The following is a 16958-nucleotide window of genomic DNA, read 5'->3' on the forward strand; positions in this document are numbered from 1 at the left end:
ACGTGCCAGTGGGGACGCTCCGATCGATGGGGCTGCTGGCGCCCGCGCTGGTGCCGACGAAGGCAACGGGCCGGGAGCAGGCTGGACCAGCGGGTTGTCTAGAACAGCCTTGAACTGCGTCCAACGGCATCGAACTGCCCTGACGGTGAGGTGGAAGCGGCACCGCTGCTAAAGAGCGTGCAGGTCATCGATGGTCAGCCTGATTGCGCCGACCTTTCCCAGACCGTCGCCTGCAGGGTCATGTCGCCTCTGCCTTCGTCGCCTTATTGGTGACGGAAGGTGCGCGACTTCCATCTTCCGTCACCAATCTGGACATCGGAAGCTCGTCCATACGCCGGGCGTGGGCTGCGCTCGCGGACGCGGTGATGAGCTGGCGTCGCTGTCACGGTTGATGTCAGTTGATCATGAGCGTCTGAATTCATCGATCTGATGGCCTGTGGGAGTGGGCGGCACATCGTCGCTATGGTCGGTGTCGTGGAGACACTGGGCCGACTTGCCGGAGTCACGGTCGACTGCCGGGATCCGCAGCGACTGGCTGACTTCTGGTCCGTGGTGCTTGGAGGACGCGTGACGGAGTCTCTTCCCGGCTGGCGGCGCGTCACTGTCGCCGGAGGCGGCCCGGTGCTGACATTCCAGCCGGTCCCGGAGCCCAAGGCCGGCAAGACGCGACTACACCTCGACATCGCCGTTACCGACGTTGACGATGCGGTCGATCGGATCGGGATGTTGGGCGGGCGGTGGACAGGTGAACGGCATGACTACCACGAGGGCGCAGTCCTCGTGATGACCGACCCGGAGGACAACGAGTTCTGCGTCGTGCAGTACTACCGGGTGTGATCTGGTTCGGCTTTCGACCGAGCATCCGAGACCTGCTGATGGCGTCGTACGCGCCGTCGTCGTTGCACACTGATCACAAGCGGCCGCGAGAGCGTGGAGCCGTCGACACACTCTTCTGCCGCTGACAAGGCGCGGTGCTCGTGGGCGTGCTTTCCCGATTTACCGATGCGGCTGAGGGAGCCAGCGCTGGTGCCAACCGCAGCGCTGGGCCGGCAGCTCACGAGCGGTCGGCGGCCCGGTGCGAGCCCGGTCGAGGGGGAGCAGGCTGGGAGCAGTCGGCGGCATACGGGATGGTGAGCTGCGGTGGCAAGTCTGTAGGGGTACCGAGGAGAGGCAGCTTGGTGCCGACGCGTGAAGATTTCACACAAGGTGAGCAGCGGTGCTTCCGGTTATGCGATCAACCGATCATGCTTCATGGGTGATCGCCATCGTTGTGCTTGGCGCGCTGCCAGCTGTGGCGTGGTGGCTCGCGTCATTCGACCACCGCCTCACCAAGGAAACGGCTTCACGGTCGTCGACATGACGGGCTATCCGATGGAGTGGCGGATCGCGATGGCGAAGAGAGCCGACGACTCGGGGCGGAAGGACGTCATCCGCATCGGCTTCTGATGTACCAGTTCTGTTGCTCGGCATGGGGGTCCTGGTGTTGGCGGTGCTGTTCGACGACGACCTGGAGTGGTGGATCCAGGGCAGGGTGCTGTCGCACGTCATGAGGCTGGTCCCCGCCGACGTGGCCGCAGTCGACGAGTTCGACGAGTGGCTCAGCCCCGGCCGGGCAATGGGATATCTGGACATCCGGAAGATCGAAGATCCGGAGGCCGCCAAGCGGCTCGTGCGTGCGCTGTCCGTGGGCGCCCGCAGGGCCTTGGAGGAGACGCAGGAGCAGGAGCCGACAGACGAGGAGATGGTCGAGTTTTACCGTGGCCTCTGCCGAACGGTGGACAAGGCGGTTCGGCTTCCTCGTTTCTCGTGACGTGTCGTCGCGTCACATGGTCGGTCGTTGATTGAGTGATGCCACCGCCGCCGGGCCCACCGGCCCGGCGGGGTGACGAAAACGGGGCGTCCCCTCAGGGGTACGCCCATACGACCCGTAGTCGCCCTGGATGTCGGCACCTCTCGCTGTCGGCATCGACCAGGTGAGCATGAACATCAGCTACTCGCCGCGAGGGGGTCGACGTCGTCTTGGGCCTCGCGGAGCTGCACGGCCTGATCGTCTACGACCTTCAGGATGACGAGGTCACCGGCTCGGGTGGGGACTACCAACGCACGTCAGCTCGGCAGCTTCTCCGAGCAGTTCCCGCTGCTCTTTTGTGACCATCTACGGGCACATCCCCCGGCCGCCAGCGAGTACGCCGATGTGGAACGCCGACCGGCGGCGCAGTTTCGCCACGACCGGCCGGCCTACGTCGGGGCCAAAGGCTCGATCGTCTGGAAGGTCATCCGGCACGCGGACGCCTGGGCTCAGCACATCGGAGGTGGTCAGGGTGGATTCGGCCTTGCCAGTTGTCCGCACGCCGGCTGTCAACGAGCTTCGTATCGTGCCGATGGTGTGCTGTGAATCCTGCTTCACCGGCGTGGCGCGCTGGGATGCCTTCTGGCGCCGGTGCGTGGGCTAGGTGAACGGTGCTTGCGCCATGGTTGCGTGAGCTGCCGTTTCCTTCTGCGAGAGGCGGCTGTGAGGAAGACTGGGACGGTCAAGCGGCGGTTCGCTTGCTCGATGTCTGTCGTATAGCGAAGGGGTCGCGTGCCTGCCCCCTCGCGGCTGTTGGCAGACCCGTGACCTGAACGGCCATCCTGTAGGAGGGCGAGAGTGAGTAGTGCGGATCTTGGCGCTCGCAGTGACCGTGGCAGTGCGTACGCCGAGCTGTCTCGCCTGGTCCGGGGCGCGGGTCTCCTCGACCGTCAGCCCTGGCGCTACGCGACGCGGATCGCGCTTGTGCTGGGTTGTCTCGGCGTCCTGGGCGTGGTGTTCGTCCGGCTCGGACCGTCGTGGTGGCAGACGGCTGTCGCGGCCGCCGTGGCGATGTTCCTCGGGCAGTTGGCCTTCGTCGGTCACGACGCCGGGCACCGGCAGATCTTCCGATCCCGTCGGGCCAACGATGTTCTCGGCCTCGTCTGTGCGAATCTGCTGACCGGGATCAGTTTCGGATGGTGGGTCGACAAGCACAACCGCCACCACGCCCATCCGAACACCGAGGGCCGCGACCCCGATCTCATGGTGGCTCCGCTGTCGTTCACTCCGGGCCAGGCTGCGACGCAGCGTGGCCTGCGGGCGCTCTTCGTCCGGCACCAGGCGGCACTGTTCTTCCCTCTGCTGTTGGGGGAGGGTGTGCACCTGCACGGCGCCAGCGTCCGGGCGATCATCAGCCGTCCTGGGCTCCGGCACCGACCGGTGGAGGCCGGCCTGCTCGTCCTGCACTTCGCCGCGTACCTCGGGGCCGTGTTCCTGGTTCTGAGCGTTCCGCAGGCGATCGTGTTCATCCTGGTCAACCAGGCCCTGTTCGGTCTCTACCTGGGCAGTTCCTTCGCACCCAACCACAAGGGGATGCCCATCCTCACCGAGGCCGACGACCTCGACTACCTGCGCCGACAGGTCCTCACCTCCCGCAACGTACGTGGTGGTCGACTCCTCGACGCGCTCCTCGGCGGGCTGAACTACCAGATCGAACATCACCTGTTCCCCAGCATGCCGCGACCCAACCTGCGCCACGCCCAGCCGCTGATCCGCCAGTTCTGCACCGAGCATGGCATCGCCTACCACGAAACCACTCTGATCCAGTCCTGGGCGCAAGGGCTGGCCCACCTGCGGGCGATCGGGACCGGAGCGACCAGCCAGGGCAACGGTTGAGTCTGGTCAGCGGTTGCCCTGGTCGCCGACCAAGGCCCCGGCAGGCCACCGCCGCGAGACGGCTGCTGGGGATTGCTGTCGGGGTCGGGGTGGGTGACCGGCGGTCAGGAAATCTAGGTTCCGACGACTAGATATCTTCGGTGGTGTGGCATACTCTTCTTCGAGTCGAGGGGAAAGATCCGTCAAGACGTAGACGGGCTGTCCGGCCGTGGGATCACGACGGGCGGCGAGGAGAGGAACATGCTTCACCGTTCCTCCCGAGAGGTAGTAGGAGCACGTCAGTTACGGCGTGACGCACGCCGGTTGCAGGTGGGGCCAAGGCTCTTTTCGGGGCTCCAGCTGATGTTCGCCGTACGTGTCGGGGCCATGAAGTCGCGTGGGCTCCGGTGCCGGCGGACCGTACGACAGCAAGGGGAAGAAGTAGCAGAGGAAAGGGAGGGCCTTACACCGTTGGATCGCCCGCCGTCGGCTGTCATGTCAGGCCGGGCGGACACCGCAGTTTCCATCGAACGAGAGGTGGTCTCCGGTCACGCATATGCGATCCTCGCGCCCGATGCCGTCAGTGGCGGCTGGTGCGGATACGACAAGCCGACGTTTCTGTCGGAAGATGGTGTTCTGACCCGTAACCCTGGGCCCCGGCGCTTATGCGCCGGGGCCCTCGACGTGGAGGTGACATGGGGCAAAACCCCGAGGACATGTTCGGCGATGAGAACTACCCGGCCTACACCATCGGCCAGGCCGCGGAGATGCTCGGCGCCACGCAGGACTTCCTGCGTCGCCTGGACGAGGCGAAACTGATCAACCCGCACCGCTCCAGCGGCGGGCACCGCCGCTACTCCCGCTACCAGCTGCGCCTGGCCGCCCGGGCGCGGGAGATGGTCGATCAGGGCACCGCCCTGGAGGCCGCCTGCCGGATCATCATTCTCGAAGACCAACTCGAGGAAGCCCTCCGGCAGAACGAGAAGCAATAGCGTGCGCGGCGAACCGGCGGGCGGCGCGTAGCGCCCGATCATTGGCAGCGGCGGTACGGACGGCGTGGGTGCCGGGAATGGTGCACACGGCCCGCGTCGGCACGGTCATCCCACTGGAGTGAGGTCAGGTGACCCGACGGCCTGCCGGTGTTCGGCCGGGCTGAGACCGCGTACCCGTTTGAAGGCCGCGCTGAGTGCGAATGAGCTGCCGTAGCCGACCTGGCGGGCCACCGCGGCGACGGTGGCGTCCGGTTCGCGCAACAGGTCGGCGGCCAGCGCGAGCCGCCAGTTGGTGAGGTACGCCATCGGCGGCTCGCCGACCAGTTCGGTGAACCGGCGGGCCAGCACCGCCCGCGAGGTACCGGTCCCGGCCGCGAGGGTGGCCACCGTCCACGGCTCTGCCGGGTGGTCGTGCAGCAGCCGCAACGCCCTGCCAACCACCGGATCGCCGTGCGCTCGGTACCAGGCGGGCGCCGCCGCCTCCGGCCGGGAGAACCAGGCCCGGAGTACGGCGATGAGCAGGAGGTCGAGCAGCCGGTCCAGGACCACATCCTGCCCCGGCTCGTCCTTGGTCATCTCGTCGTCGAGCAACGGGATGAGCGGGCTGTCCAGTGCCCCGGCCGGCAGCACCAGGAGATGGGGCAGGACCCTCAGCAGCCGTTGGCTGACCTCGCCCTGCAACTGGTACGTGCCACTGAGCAGCACCGCCGCCCCGTCGGCGCGTTCGCCCCAGGTCCGGATACCCAGGTCCATCACGTCGCACAACTCGTCCCCGGTGGGCGTGGTGCTGCGCTCACCGGGATGAATGACCGCCTGCGGCGCCGTGGCCGGGTCGTCGGCGATCGTGTACGGCTCCGGGCCACGGATGATCGCGACGTCGCCGGGGCGTAGCGGCACCGCAGCGCCCTGGTCCGGCACCACCCACGCTGTGCCGCGCAGCATGGTGACAAGGGTGAGGGGCGCGCGATCCTGGATCCGTACCGACCAGGGCGGGTCGAACACCGACCGCATCAGGAACGCGCCGCGCGCCCTCGGCCCGTCCAGCAGCCCCGCGAGCGCATCCATGCGCTCAGGTTAGCCCTGCGACGTGGACCGTCGAGACGCCAGGACATGCGATCGAGAGTCTCGCCCATTCCCGGTGCGCTCGCCCTCGAATTGACTGGTTGGCATGACGAAGACCGTTGATGAGCAGCCAATCCTCGTACTGGGCGGCACCGGCAAGACCGGCCGCCGGGTGGTGGACCGGCTCGCCACACTCGACCGGCCGGTGCGGGTCGGCTCCCGCTCCGGCGAGCCGCCGTTCGACTGGACCGACCAGCGCACCTGGGCACCCGTACTGGACGGGGTTTCGTCGGTCTACCTGGTGTACTACCCGGACCTGGCCGCACCGGACGCCGTCGCGACGATCCGCTCGTTCACCGAACAGGCGGTGTCCGGCGGGATCGAACGGCTGGTTCTGCTTTCCGGCCGGGGCGAGGAGGAGGCCACGCTCAGCGAGCGGATCGTCCAGGACTCCGGAGTGGCCTGGACGATCGTGCGGGCGAGCTGGTTCAACCAGAACTTCAGCGAGGACTTCCTGACCGACTCGATACGCGGCGGCCAGGTCACCCTCCCGGCCGGGAACGTGCCGGAGCCGTTCGTCGACGCCCGCGACATCGCCGACATCGTGGTCGCGGCACTGACCGACGACGGGCACGCGGGGCAGCTCTACGAGGTGACCGGCCCGCGGCTTCTCACCTTCGCCGAGGCGACCTCGGAGATCGGCGACGCGCTCGGACGGGAGATCCGCTACCGATCGGTTTCGCCCGAGGAGTACGCCGCCGTGATGGCCGGGTACGACGTGCCGGCGGAGCTCGTGGCGGTGCTGACCGAGCTGTTCGGCACGGTGTTGGACGGCCGCAATGCGCGGCTCGCCGATGGTGTGCAACAGGCGCTGGGCCGCAGGCCGCGCGACTTCACCGACTATGCCCGCGAAGCCGCCGCCGCTGGCGCATGGGACACGTCACCCGCTGGAGACCGGGCATGAACGCCACAGTGGCTGCCTGGTCGGCCGCGGCGACAGTGGTGGTCACGGGTGCGATCACCGGTGTCTACTACGCTTTTTCGGTGGCGGTGATGCCCGGTCTGAACGCCGTCGCCCCCGGTACCGCGATCCCGGCCATGACGAGCATCAACCAGAGGATCCAGAATCCGCTGTTCTTCGTCACGTTCTTCGGCCCGCTCGTCGCCGCCACGGTGACCGGTGTGTTGCTGTTGCTCCTCGGGAAGCGGTCGGCGGGTGTGCTGTTCCTGATGGCCGCGGCGGTGTACCTGGTGGGCGCGTTCATCCCGACGGTGGTCGTCAACGTGCCGATGAACGAGAACCTCGACGCCGCGGGCGTGCCGACCGATCCTGCGGAGGCGGCCCGGGTGTGGGCCTCCTACTCGTCCGCCTGGACGTCGTGGAACTCGGTGCGCGCCGGTGCCAGCCTGATCAGCCTGCTGCTGGCTGGTCTCGGGACCTACCTCTCGGGCACGTCCCGATGACGTCGCCGTCCCGTGCTGGCAGGATGGACGCTGTGACGCGGCATCACGTCGTGGCGCGGATTGTTATCTCCGGGCCGGACGACAGGTGTCACGCCCGGCTCAGGCCGAGCGCCTCGTCCACCCGGTCCAGCACCGTCATGTCGTCATGGCCGACGCCGCGCAGCAGGTCGATGGCGGTCGCCCGGATCTGCCCGACGATCATGGTGACCGGCAGCGGCGGATCGGACCGGAGCAGGCCCGCGGCGATCCGGACCGCTTCCAGGGCCGCCGCGTCGGCGTGGTGAGCGTGCCGGTCGGCGTCGACGCCGCTGAGGTCGCTGGCCAGCGCCTCCCCGGCCGACCGTACGGCGGCGGTCAGCGCGCCGATCGCGGCGGCCAGCTCCGGCGGTGTGGCGGTGTGCCGGCGGGTCAGGGTCGCACTGGCCCGGGCCAGCACCCGGATGTTGCGGGCGGCGTAGTCGAGCTGCCGCAGCGTCGCTTCCACATCGGCGAGCTTGCCCAGGTGCCGGCGGCGCAGCCCCAGCCGCAGCGTCTCACCGGTGGCGAGCACGGCGGTCTGCAACTGGGCGACGCAGTCGTCCACCTGCCGGGCCTGGTTCAGCGCGGCGCTGGCGGCGTCTTCGTCGCAGCTCTGCAGCGCCGCGTTCACCTCATCGAGCAGGTCGGCCAGGTCGGTGTAGCTGCGCCGGGCCTGCGACACCAGCGGCGCCAGCGGGTCGCGGGCGGCCCTCAGCTGGCTGGCGGCCAACGCCACCGCGCCGCCGATGAGCGCGTCGATGAAGCGGAACGGCATCAGCGTCCCGTGCGGCGCGGCGACCACCACCAGGTACATGGCCGAGACGGTGGCCTGCACGACCAGGGCACGGCGGGCACCGATCACCACGAGCGTCGTGGTGGTCAGTACCAGCACCAGCAGGACCGTGCCGGTGCCCGGGCCCAGCGCGTACACCAGCAGCTCCGCGACGAGCACGGCGGCGGCCACGGCGAGCAGGATCTCGACGGTCTGCCGCAGCCGTCGCCCGCGGGACTCACCGAGCACGACGAGCGCGGCGGTCGGGGCGTAGAACGGGTCGGGGTGACGGATCACCACCGCTGCCACGAGCCAGGCGATCACCGCGGCGGCGGTCAGTTCGATCACGGTCACCCCGTCGCCCCGCAACCGCGCGACGGCGTCGCGCCCCCACGTCCGCACCGGTGACACCCCTTCCGCCCCAGCGGACCGGGGACGGCCGCCGATTGATCTTCCGCGAGGACGGGCACTACCCCGCCCGTGACCTGCTCAATCGTCAGGTGGTGGGCGGCACTCGGGACGGGAGGCCCGTGACGCGCGGTCAGTCGTCTCCGTCAAACTCGGCCGCGTCGACGAGGCCACCCAGTCAGTACGGGGATGTGCCGGACCGTAGTCCGTCCACCAGGAGCGCGACCATGCGTCGGCCGTAGCAGTCGGTTCGGTGGGCCGGCTCGAATTCCGCTTTGTCGGTCAGGGGTTGATCAGTTTCCAGTCGCCTTCGGAGATGACGTCAACTGTGCCATCGACCACCTTGATGGCGGTGTTGTCGTCGATGGCGTAGGTGGGGACCGGGATTCCGGACGCCCATTTCTCGATGCTGGACAGCTCGGTGTCCTCCATCTCCGGATGATTGAGGTGGGGGTACAGCGTGAAATCCACAAGCCCCAGCGCCCGGTCGGCGCCGTGCGCCATGTCGCTGCCGTCCGGGACGAAGTCAAGGTCAAATTCGGCGTCGCAGTTGTACGGGGTGACCGCGATGCTCCCCGCGCTGACCCCGACGTAGACCGTGTCACTCAGCGACGGTAGGAGGTCGGCCAGGCCCGACTGGCGCAGCCAGTGGGTCAGGTAGAGCACATCGCCGCCCCAGACGAGGAGGGCATCGGCCTGCCGGACGGCCGGGACCCAGTTCTCTTCTCGGATGGTCGGCAGTGCGGTGAGCTCCAATATCCCCAGGGATTTCCAACCGAGCTGCGACAGCGGGATCGCGGCCGGGCCGTGAATCGCCTTCCACGCCCGCTCGGCTCCGCCGGGGAAGGGGTAGACAGCGGTGGGGATGAACAGGGCCGTGGACTCGGCGATCGGCTTGCCCAGCAGGTCTTCGAGCGCGTCGGCGATGCTCGGATTGCAGATGCCCGACGACGTGAGAAGGAACTTCATGAAATCACTCTCCTGGCGCCGCCGCATGACGGCGATGAGGTCGTCCATCAGGGTCGGCGTCTCGGATCGCTAACCCGAGCGACATACATCGCTGGATCATCCGCTGACGGCCGTCCAACCGTCAACAGCCTCTCCGGTACGACGACCCGGACCCGCTGCCACGCGCCTCGCCCGCACTTTGCTCGCCCCGGACGCGGACTTCATGGCGATCATCGACATATGCCGCTACGATCCGATATCGAACCATCACCGAGCGTCAATGCGTGGCTGTTCGTGAGCCCTGGACGCTGGCAATCGGCGCCGCTACGAACGTGGTGCCCGGCCTGAGGATCACGCCGTTCCGACGAAGGGAATCCGGATGACGGAGAGCGCGCAGACCACCGAGAGCCGGACCGTTCCGCCCGCGCGACAGTACCCGTTCGGTGTGCCCGACCGCCTCGTCGTCGATCCGACCTATGGCGAACTGCGCGAGAACGAGCCGATGACCCGGGTGCAGCTCCCGTACGGCGAGGAGGCATGGCTCGCCACCCGGTACGAGGACGTCCGTACGGTCCTCGGCGACGTGCGGTTCGGCCGCGCGCCGGCCGTTCAGCGCGACGAGCCCAGGCTCACCCCGCGCCAGCAGTACAGCGGCATGCTGACCATGGACCCGCCCGATCACACCCGGCTGCGCCGGCTGGTGGCGAAGGCGTTCACGGCACGTCGGGTCGAGGCGCTGCGACCCCGTACCCAGGAAATCGCCGAAGCGCTGGTCGACGACATGGTCCGGCTCGGTCCTCCGGCCGACCTGGTGGAGCACGTCGCCACGCCGCTGCCGATCCAGGTGATCTGCGAGCTGCTCGGAGTCCCGTACGCCGACCGCGACCGCTTCCACGTCTGGTCCGAGGCGATCGTCTCGACCACCTCGCTGCCCCTGGAGACGATCCAGGAGTACCTGAACAATCTCTGGGGCTACATCGGTGGTCTGGTCGCCGAGCGCCGCCGCGAGCCGGAGATCGACGACCTGCTCGGCGCGTTGGTGCGGGCCCGTGACGAGAATGAGGATCGGCTCAGCGAGACCGAGCTGGTGGAGCTGGCCGGAGGGCTGCTCGCGGCCGGCCACGAGACCACGGTGACCCAGATCCCCAACTTCGTCTACGTCCTGCTGCACAATCCGGACCAGCTCGCTCGGCTGCGGGCCGACCCGTCGCTGGTGCCGGCCGCGGTCGAGGAACTGTTGCGGTACGTGCCGCTCGGCGTCGGCTCCTCCTTCGCCAGGTACGCCAAGGAGGACGTCGAGGTCGGCGGGGTTCTCGTCCGGGCAGGTGAGCCGGTTCTCGGCTCGCTGTCGTCGGCGAATCGTGACGGCACCGTCTTCGCCGACCCGGACCGGCTGGACTTCGACCGCGGGCAGAACCCGCACCTGGGCTTCGGGCACGGCGTACACCACTGTGTCGGCGCGCAACTGGCCCGCATGGAGTTGCAGGTCGCCGTCGCCACAATCGTGACCCGCCTGCCCGGGTTGCGGCTCGCCGTACCGGAAGCCGAGCTGGAGTGGAAGCGCGGCATGTTGGTGCGGGGCCTGCTCGGCATGCCGGTGGCCTGGTGAGTACGGCGTGGCGGCTCGGGGTGGACTCGCGTCGCTGCATTGGCACGAGCATCTGCGCCGGCACCGCGCCCGAGCATTTCCGCCTGGTGGGCGGCCTGTCCGAGCCGCTGGCCGACGTCGTCGCCCCGGCCGACGTCGTCCTCGACGCCGCCGACTCGTGCCCGGTGGAAGCGATCACGGTCCGCGACGCCACCGACGACCGACTCATCGCGCCCGAGGAATGACCCACCCGGGGGTCGCGACGACCGTTCCGACCGCCCCAAGACCGGCGAAGCCATGGCTGGATTTGTGCTGTTTATCCAGATCGCAGGATGCGGGTGGCGTGCCCGACCAGGACGGGGCCGCCAAGGCTGATCATGGCAGGAGCCGGGCCTCGACGCAGGCGTTGGCATTACTGCGGACGCCGCCTATGGTGGAGACATGTCCCCGGTGACGTTCCGCTCTTCTGCCGTCACCGGTGTGGCGGCAATCGGGGCTGCCCACGTGGCGACGGCGGCGTGCCGGATGGTCGGGATGCGGGTGCCGGTTGTGCGCGAGTTGCACATCGCGTCCACGTTCCGGCTGTCGAGCCCGGCGCGAACCGGCCGAGGCCCCCCGCGGAATCGTTGCATCACGAAACGACCGCCAGGGCGAAGCTTTCAAGCTTCGGCCCTTTTCTTTTTCCCTTGAAAGGTAGAGGTAGACCATGAGCGTCGATCATCGAACCGTCGACCAGGGCTGGCTGGCTGATCTGCGAGCGTCCCTGGCGGAAGACTTCGCCACGCAGACGGCTCGGCTGCGGGAACTGACCGAGCTCAACGCGGACACCGGCGACCCGAGCGAGGCCCACAACCGGGCCGCACTGCTGGTGGCCACCCGCCGCAACATCGAGCAGATCACCGGTGCGTTGAGCCGCATCAGCGACGGCACCTACGGTGCCTGCAAGAAGTGTCGCCAGAACATTCCGGCCGAGCGGCTCGAAATCCTTCCGCACGCGCAGTTCTGCGTGTCCTGCCAGGCGAAGCACAACGGCTGACTCGCGGTGTGGCTGCCGTGCCCCGGTGGGCACGGCAGCCGCAGACCGTCACCCAGGAGATGACTCCGCCACGGTGACGATGTCCAGGACATCAAGGATTCCCAGGAGTCTGGCAAGGGTCACCGCCTCGTCGCGGGTCAGGGTCAGAGAGCAGGTGGCGTCGGGGTCGTCGGGGGACTCGTAGACGAGATCTCGCCGGCCACCTGGACGGTGCGTGACCACGCCCACGCGGCGACCGTCAACGGTGGTGAACATGCGGCATATCCCGATACCGGGCAGCGGGGTCAGTTCGACAATCATGGGGACTCCAGCGGGCAGGGTGCGGATTCGCGCAGCGGCGCAGGCCGACGGAGTGTGGCGAGCCACGTGCGGCGGGCGCGGTGACAGTGCTGCCGGCCGGTCACGGAGGCCAGCCGGGCGCAACGATGGGGATCGGCGCGAGCGGGGCGAGTGGATCAGGCGAGGCCCCGCGCATGGCGCGGGGGAGCACGATCCGCCGACCAGGCGGGCACACAACCGGGGATCGCCCGCCGTGCGGAACGGAACACGATGCACAGCCCGATCGACCGGGTGGCGGAGAGCACCAGCACGAGCACGGCAAGCAGCAGCATCGTCGGCAGCGGCGCTCGCTCGCCGACGCGCCGGAGGCCGCGTCGATCGTGCATGCCCAAACCATAGCCGTCGCCCAGAGTGCGGACCACCTTCGCATCGGGTGACCACCCACGCCCCGCCAGCAACGCCGGTGACCGGCCTCGCGCGCCGGGCCCGACACCAGCGAGCACCAGGTCGGCGACCAGTTGCGAGGGCCGAAATGCTACGAAGAGACGTGCCCGAGATGACGAGTTCCCCTGATGCCACGTCCCTGGAAACTCCGCGGCTGCTGTTGCGTCGCTGGCAGAGCACCGATCTGGACGGCTTCGCCGCGGTGAACGCACAGCCTGAGGTCATGCACTACATCCATGACGGTCGCACCCTGGACCGGGCGGGGACCGCGGAGCGCCTGGCCAACTATCAGCGACACTGGGATGAGCACGGCTTCGGCCTGTACGCGGTGGAGGTCAAGGAAACCGGCGATCTGGCCGGTTTCACCGGGCTGGCGGTGCCGACCTTCCTGCCCGAGATCATGCCGGCCGTGGAGATCGGCTGGCGACTCGGCCGCGCGTACTGGGGCCGGGGCCTGGCCACCGAGGCTGCCCGGTCTGTGGTCGCTCACGCTCGCGCCGGGCTCGGACTGCGGCGGCTGGTCAGCATCCACATTGTCGGCAACGAGGCGTCGGCGCGAGTGATGGTCAAGCTGGGCATGACGCTGGACCGCGAGACCGTGCAGCCGGACACCGGCCGCCGGGTCCGGGTCTATGCGATGGATCTGTAGGCGGTCCACCCGGAGACCGTTCCAGTACTCCGCTCATGTCGACGGCGTACGTCCGGGTTCGGGTGCCGGTGTAGCCCGATCAGAAGGTCTCGCCACGGCGCCTTCCGGCCGTAGCCGGCCCCGTGGCGGATCCCCACAGCGGAAAAGCCCGTACGCTGGCGTAATGATCGACTTTCGCGCGGCCGTTGAAGCACGCGACGCCGATGCCCTTGAGGCGGCCCTGGCCGACGACGTGCTGTTTCGCAGCCCGGTGGCGTTCAAGCCCTATCCGGGTAAGGCCATCACCGCCGCGATCCTGCGGGGTGTGCTGCGGGTGTTCGAGGACTTCCGGTACGTCCGTGAGCTGAGCGGCGAGGGCGGTCGCGATCACGCGCTGGTGTTCGAGGCGCGAATCGGCGACGTCGCCGTCGAGGGCTGTGACTTCCTGCACCTGGATGAGAACGGTTTGATCGATGAGTTGACGGTCATGGTTCGTCCCCTGTCCGCCGCGCAGGCCCTGGCTGCCGCGATGGCCGCTCAATTCGAGCGGATCCAGCGTGAGGCGACCGCCGGCTAGAACGTCCGAGCTGGAGCGTCACGCAGCATGCCGAGCCGCTCGGGCACCGTGTCCTGCCCGGCGTCCACGAGCGAGATGAAGTGCTGCAGGTCGCGCATCGGCATCCTGGTGAGGAACACCAGGCGTCGCACCGCTCTGGCGTCGTGGACGCGGTGACCGTAGTGGTCCCGGGCCACCTCGACCAGCCCGGCCCGCTCGTAGTAGCGCAGCGTGTGAGAGGCGTGATGTCGAGCAGGTCGGCAACCGCCGCGATCGTCGTCGGCTCGGGGAGACGTCGGACAGGTCGGTGAGGTGTCCGGGCGGGAGTTGCCCGTCGCCGCTGTGTTCGATACGGCCGGCGGGCTACGACTACTTCATGAGGACACCGCCGAGAACGAGAGGAAGCTCGACCATGACGGCACATGTGGTGACGCCCGAGCAGTGGCTGGCGGCGCGCAAAGAGTTGCGCGAGCAGGAGCGTGGGGCGATGGAGGCGCGCGACGCGGTCAACGCCGCCCGCCGGCAACTGCCCTGGATGGCCATCGAGGACGAGTACGTCTTCGACGGCCGGCACGGCAAGGCACGGCTGATCGACATGTTCGAGGGCCGGTCGCAACTGATCATCCAGCACTTCATGTTCGATCCCGCGTGGGACGAGGGCTGCAAGCACTGTTCCCTGCTGACCGACGGCATCGGCGACCTGGCGCACCTGCACGCCCTGGACACGACGTTCGCGGTGGTCTCCCGCGCGCCGATCGACAAGATTGAGGCGTTCCGGCAGCGCATGGGGTGGAACGTGCCGTGGTACTCATCGCACGGCGGCACGTTCAACTACGACTTCCACGTGACGCTCGACGAGACCGTGGCCCCGGTCGAGTACGACTACATGGACAAGGCCACCCTGGCGGCATCGGGTGAGTGGTTCACCGAGGGCGAAGCGGGTGGCATGAGTGTGTTCGCCCGCGACGGCGAGAAGGTCTACTACACCTACTCCGCGTACGGCGACGGGATCGACGTGTTCCACACGACGTTCAACTACCTCGACCTGACGCCGAACGGCCGCCCGCTCGAGCCCGGCCGGCCGTGGTTGCGACACCACGACAGGTACTGAGCGTGCTGGTGGCGGGCATCCGTCCGGAGGCCCGCCACCGCTGCGGTCAGCCGTGCGGGTGCCGGCGGTAATACTCCACCAGCGACGTGTGCACCGGCTCCCAGCCCATCTCGCGCCGGGTCCGGTCCGCGCTCACGACGTGGTCCATGAGGTAGAGCTCCGCGATGGGAGCGATCTCCTCGGGCGGTTCCTGGTCGGCGGGCCAGCAGATCGCCCGACCGCCGGCCGCCGCAGCCACGATGTCGGCCACCGGCAGATTCTCGGCCACGCCGTTCCAGCGGGTGCCGCCGGCCGCCCGCTGGGCGACGGCCAGATAGAGCCGCGCCAGGTCCTCGACGTGTACCACGGGCCATTGGATGCCGGCATGACCCAGATAGACGCCGGTGCCGAGACGCTCCTGCACAGGCACCATCGTTCCCCGGATGACGCCGCCCCGGTTGCCGTAGATGAGCGCCGGCCGCACGATGATCCCGCCGCCGGCGACAACCCTTCTCTCCATGTCGGCACGCCAGGCCACCACCGCGGGCGGTCGTGGCACGGTGTCCTCGTAGGTGGTGCCGGGACCGAGGACGTCGGTGCCCGAGGTGTGGATCAACCGTGCCCCGGCTGCCATGATGGCCTCGGCGCTTCGGCTCTCGACGTCCCCCGGGACCCAGGCGATCTGGATGACGAGGTCGAAGCCATCCGCGGCGGCTTTCAGCGACGAAGGGTCGGTGATGTCGCCCGGCACCGGCCGGTAAGCCGGCGGCACCGGCCGGCCGTCGGGGCGCTGCAGCGCCGCGACCTGGTATCCGGCTGCGGCAAAGGCCTTGGCCACGTGGGAACCGGCGTAGCCGGTCGCGCCGATGACCAGAACGGTAGTTGATTGCGGGTCCTCGGGCATGCCGTCCATCTGTGCTCCGTTCGGTGAAGGGGGCGCCGGTGCGGGAGGGGTTGCAGGCCTTGGCCGGTCAGCAGGTATGCGTCGTCCGCCGCACCGACCATTGGGACGGCCTGCCCGAACTCCGCGTCCATGCCACCCACCAATTCCTGCAAAGCCGATCGGCGCAATAAATTTAGGCAAGCTCCCGGTGGCATGCGTCTTTGAAATTGCGCGGTCGGGACCCGGCTCCTTTTCTGCCGTCGTTCGGGCGACTGCCGGGCAGGGTCGTACTCCGGCAATTCCTCAGCACACGTACGAAGCTGGGCGCGCGCTCGCCCACTTCGGGATGCGCGCGCTGGCGCGCTTCGGCGGCTACGGGGCCGCCGCGCACACAACCTGCCCGGCGGTGGCATCGGGCTGGGCGGCGGCTACGGGACGGCCGCGTTCGGCGTGGCGGCGATGAAGCCGAGGGGCGCGTACGGCGGTTCACCTCGACCTCTGCGGGCTGGAGCCCATATCCTCGCTACCGGAACGGCCGGCCGCCGCACCTCGGCGGGCCGTTCCGGGCGGGCGGTGCGGTCAGAAGTCCTTTTCGGAGACCTCTTCGACCGGGCGAACCTCGACGGCCCCGACCTTGGCGTCGGGGAAGCGGGAGGCGATCTCGGCGGCGCGCTCCGGGCTGCCACATTCGAGGAAGAAGACGCCGGCGAGGTACTCCTTCGCGTCCGGGAACGGTCCGTCGGTCGGGCTCGGCACTCCGTCGCGAGCGGACAGCCTGGTGCCCTCGGCCGGGGCGGTCAGTGCGGCAGCGGTCAGCAGCTCGCCGGAGGCACGGATCTCCTCGACCAGGTTGACGTGCTGAGCGACCCGATCGGCGCGTTCCTGCTCAGAGAGCGTCTCGCCGTCGTGGAGGAAAAGCGGGTGCTTCCAGGTTGAGGAGTTGGTGTAGATCAATACCACGTACCTCACGGGCAATCCTTCACGTTTGTCGTCCGCTGCCGAACGTCGGACGTGCTGGGCTGGTGACTGCCGCAGGCTACCGTCCGCGTCGGACACCTTTCAATCGTGCTCAGGAAGCGGCGCACACTCGAAGTTGCCAGCCATTCCGGCGACGCCAACCTCCGAC

Annotated in this window: 21 protein-coding genes; 13 read left to right on the top strand and 8 right to left on the bottom strand. The window is 68.6% G+C overall.

Annotation, left to right across the window (positions count from 1 at the left end; all coding sequences use genetic code 11):
* Positions 1–474: 474 nt before the first annotated feature.
* The 5 genes from ACLQ27_RS28830 (at position 475) to ACLQ27_RS28850 (ending at position 4656) form a co-directional block, all read left to right on the top strand.
* Complete coding sequence (locus ACLQ27_RS28830) at positions 475–837, top strand: VOC family protein (RefSeq protein ID WP_425869655.1); 363 nt, start codon at positions 475–477, stop codon at positions 835–837.
* A 631-nt stretch (positions 838–1468) separates the two neighbouring features.
* Positions 1469–1810, top strand: a complete 342-nt coding sequence (locus tag ACLQ27_RS28835) for a hypothetical protein (protein ID WP_425869657.1) — start codon at positions 1469–1471, stop codon at positions 1808–1810.
* Between the two features lie 255 nt (positions 1811–2065).
* Complete coding sequence (locus ACLQ27_RS28840) at positions 2066–2395, top strand: GrpB family protein (protein WP_425869659.1); 330 nt, start codon at positions 2066–2068, stop codon at positions 2393–2395.
* A gap of 252 nt (positions 2396–2647) precedes the next feature.
* Complete coding sequence (locus tag ACLQ27_RS28845; protein WP_425869661.1) at positions 2648–3685, top strand: fatty acid desaturase family protein; 1038 nt, start codon at positions 2648–2650, stop codon at positions 3683–3685.
* 674 nt (positions 3686–4359) lie between these two features.
* Positions 4360–4656, top strand: a complete 297-nt coding sequence (locus tag ACLQ27_RS28850) for a helix-turn-helix domain-containing protein (RefSeq protein ID WP_234581695.1) — start codon at positions 4360–4362, stop codon at positions 4654–4656.
* Between the two features lie 105 nt (positions 4657–4761).
* On the opposite strand, the gene ACLQ27_RS28855 is transcribed toward ACLQ27_RS28850, so the two are convergent.
* Positions 4762–5721 carry a cupin domain-containing protein gene (locus ACLQ27_RS28855; protein ID WP_425869663.1) on the bottom strand — a complete coding sequence of 320 codons (960 nt, stop codon included), beginning with the start codon at positions 5719–5721 and terminating at the stop codon, positions 4762–4764.
* A 103-nt stretch (positions 5722–5824) separates the two neighbouring features.
* On the opposite strand from ACLQ27_RS28855, the gene ACLQ27_RS28860 reads away from it, so the two are divergent.
* Both ACLQ27_RS28860 and ACLQ27_RS28865 read left to right on the top strand, forming a co-directional pair.
* Complete coding sequence (locus ACLQ27_RS28860) at positions 5825–6682, top strand: NmrA family NAD(P)-binding protein (RefSeq protein WP_425869665.1); 858 nt, start codon at positions 5825–5827, stop codon at positions 6680–6682.
* Positions 6679–7182, top strand: coding sequence for a DUF1772 domain-containing protein (locus ACLQ27_RS28865; protein WP_357574538.1), 504 nt, complete (start codon positions 6679–6681; stop codon positions 7180–7182). The genes ACLQ27_RS28860 and ACLQ27_RS28865 overlap by 4 nt, the downstream gene beginning before the upstream one ends.
* 88 nt (positions 7183–7270) lie before the next feature.
* Here ACLQ27_RS28865 and ACLQ27_RS28870 read toward each other — a convergent pair whose 3' ends face one another.
* Positions 7271–8374 carry an FUSC family protein gene (locus ACLQ27_RS28870; protein ID WP_425869667.1) on the bottom strand — a complete coding sequence of 368 codons (1104 nt, stop codon included), beginning with the start codon at positions 8372–8374 and terminating at the stop codon, positions 7271–7273.
* A 288-nt stretch (positions 8375–8662) separates the two neighbouring features.
* Positions 8663–9349: a Type 1 glutamine amidotransferase-like domain-containing protein gene (locus ACLQ27_RS28875; protein WP_425869735.1), complete on the bottom strand. Its 687-nt coding sequence runs from the start codon at positions 9347–9349 to the stop codon at positions 8663–8665.
* 358 nt (positions 9350–9707) lie between these two features.
* Here ACLQ27_RS28875 and ACLQ27_RS28880 point away from each other — a divergent pair, with 358 nt between their 5' ends.
* The 3 genes from ACLQ27_RS28880 to ACLQ27_RS28890 all read left to right on the top strand — a co-directional run bounded on the left by ACLQ27_RS28880 (position 9708) and on the right by ACLQ27_RS28890 (position 11952).
* Positions 9708–10937 (top strand): cytochrome P450, encoded by a 1230-nt coding sequence (locus ACLQ27_RS28880; RefSeq protein WP_357495482.1) that lies wholly within the window; start codon positions 9708–9710, stop codon positions 10935–10937.
* Positions 10934–11161: a ferredoxin gene (locus tag ACLQ27_RS28885; protein ID WP_234587540.1), complete on the top strand. Its 228-nt coding sequence runs from the start codon at positions 10934–10936 to the stop codon at positions 11159–11161. The genes ACLQ27_RS28880 and ACLQ27_RS28885 overlap by 4 nt, the downstream gene beginning before the upstream one ends.
* A 461-nt stretch (positions 11162–11622) precedes the next feature.
* Positions 11623–11952 carry a TraR/DksA family transcriptional regulator gene (locus ACLQ27_RS28890; protein WP_234587543.1) on the top strand — a complete coding sequence of 110 codons (330 nt, stop codon included), beginning with the start codon at positions 11623–11625 and terminating at the stop codon, positions 11950–11952.
* A 48-nt stretch (positions 11953–12000) separates the two neighbouring features.
* Here the strand turns inward: ACLQ27_RS28890 and ACLQ27_RS28895 are convergent, their stop codons facing one another.
* Both ACLQ27_RS28895 and ACLQ27_RS28900 read right to left on the bottom strand, forming a co-directional pair.
* Positions 12001–12252, bottom strand: a complete 252-nt coding sequence (locus ACLQ27_RS28895) for a potassium transporter TrkA (RefSeq protein WP_425869670.1) — start codon at positions 12250–12252, stop codon at positions 12001–12003.
* Positions 12253–12407: 155 nt separating this feature from the next.
* The gene (locus ACLQ27_RS28900; RefSeq protein ID WP_357495479.1) at positions 12408–12617 is read right to left on the bottom strand and encodes a hypothetical protein; all 210 of its coding nucleotides are present in this window, start codon (positions 12615–12617) and stop codon (positions 12408–12410) included.
* A 170-nt stretch (positions 12618–12787) separates the two neighbouring features.
* Between ACLQ27_RS28900 and ACLQ27_RS28905 the strand changes: the two genes are divergently transcribed.
* Together ACLQ27_RS28905 and ACLQ27_RS28910 are read left to right on the top strand one after the other, a co-directional pair.
* Complete coding sequence (locus ACLQ27_RS28905) at positions 12788–13324, top strand: GNAT family N-acetyltransferase (protein WP_357495702.1); 537 nt, start codon at positions 12788–12790, stop codon at positions 13322–13324.
* A gap of 163 nt (positions 13325–13487) precedes the next feature.
* Positions 13488–13880 (top strand): nuclear transport factor 2 family protein, encoded by a 393-nt coding sequence (locus tag ACLQ27_RS28910; protein ID WP_357495477.1) that lies wholly within the window; start codon positions 13488–13490, stop codon positions 13878–13880.
* On the opposite strand, the gene ACLQ27_RS28915 is transcribed toward ACLQ27_RS28910, so the two are convergent.
* Positions 13877–14011, bottom strand: coding sequence for a hypothetical protein (locus ACLQ27_RS28915; protein ID WP_357495720.1), 135 nt, complete (start codon positions 14009–14011; stop codon positions 13877–13879). The genes ACLQ27_RS28910 and ACLQ27_RS28915 overlap by 4 nt on opposite strands.
* A gap of 260 nt (positions 14012–14271) precedes the next feature.
* Here ACLQ27_RS28915 and ACLQ27_RS28920 point away from each other — a divergent pair, with 260 nt between their 5' ends.
* The gene (locus ACLQ27_RS28920; protein WP_357495475.1) at positions 14272–14970 is read left to right on the top strand and encodes a DUF899 domain-containing protein; all 699 of its coding nucleotides are present in this window, start codon (positions 14272–14274) and stop codon (positions 14968–14970) included.
* A gap of 46 nt (positions 14971–15016) precedes the next feature.
* Here the strand turns inward: ACLQ27_RS28920 and ACLQ27_RS28925 are convergent, their stop codons facing one another.
* Positions 15017–15862 (bottom strand): NAD-dependent epimerase/dehydratase family protein, encoded by an 846-nt coding sequence (locus tag ACLQ27_RS28925; protein WP_357495473.1) that lies wholly within the window; start codon positions 15860–15862, stop codon positions 15017–15019.
* A gap of 549 nt (positions 15863–16411) precedes the next feature.
* Positions 16412–16801 (bottom strand): YciI family protein, encoded by a 390-nt coding sequence (locus ACLQ27_RS28930; RefSeq protein ID WP_234587559.1) that lies wholly within the window; start codon positions 16799–16801, stop codon positions 16412–16414.
* Positions 16802–16958: the final 157 nt, after the last annotated feature.

This window comes from Micromonospora sp. DT63, assembly GCF_049841615.1.
Classification (GTDB): Bacteria; Actinomycetota; Actinomycetes; order Mycobacteriales; family Micromonosporaceae; genus Micromonospora.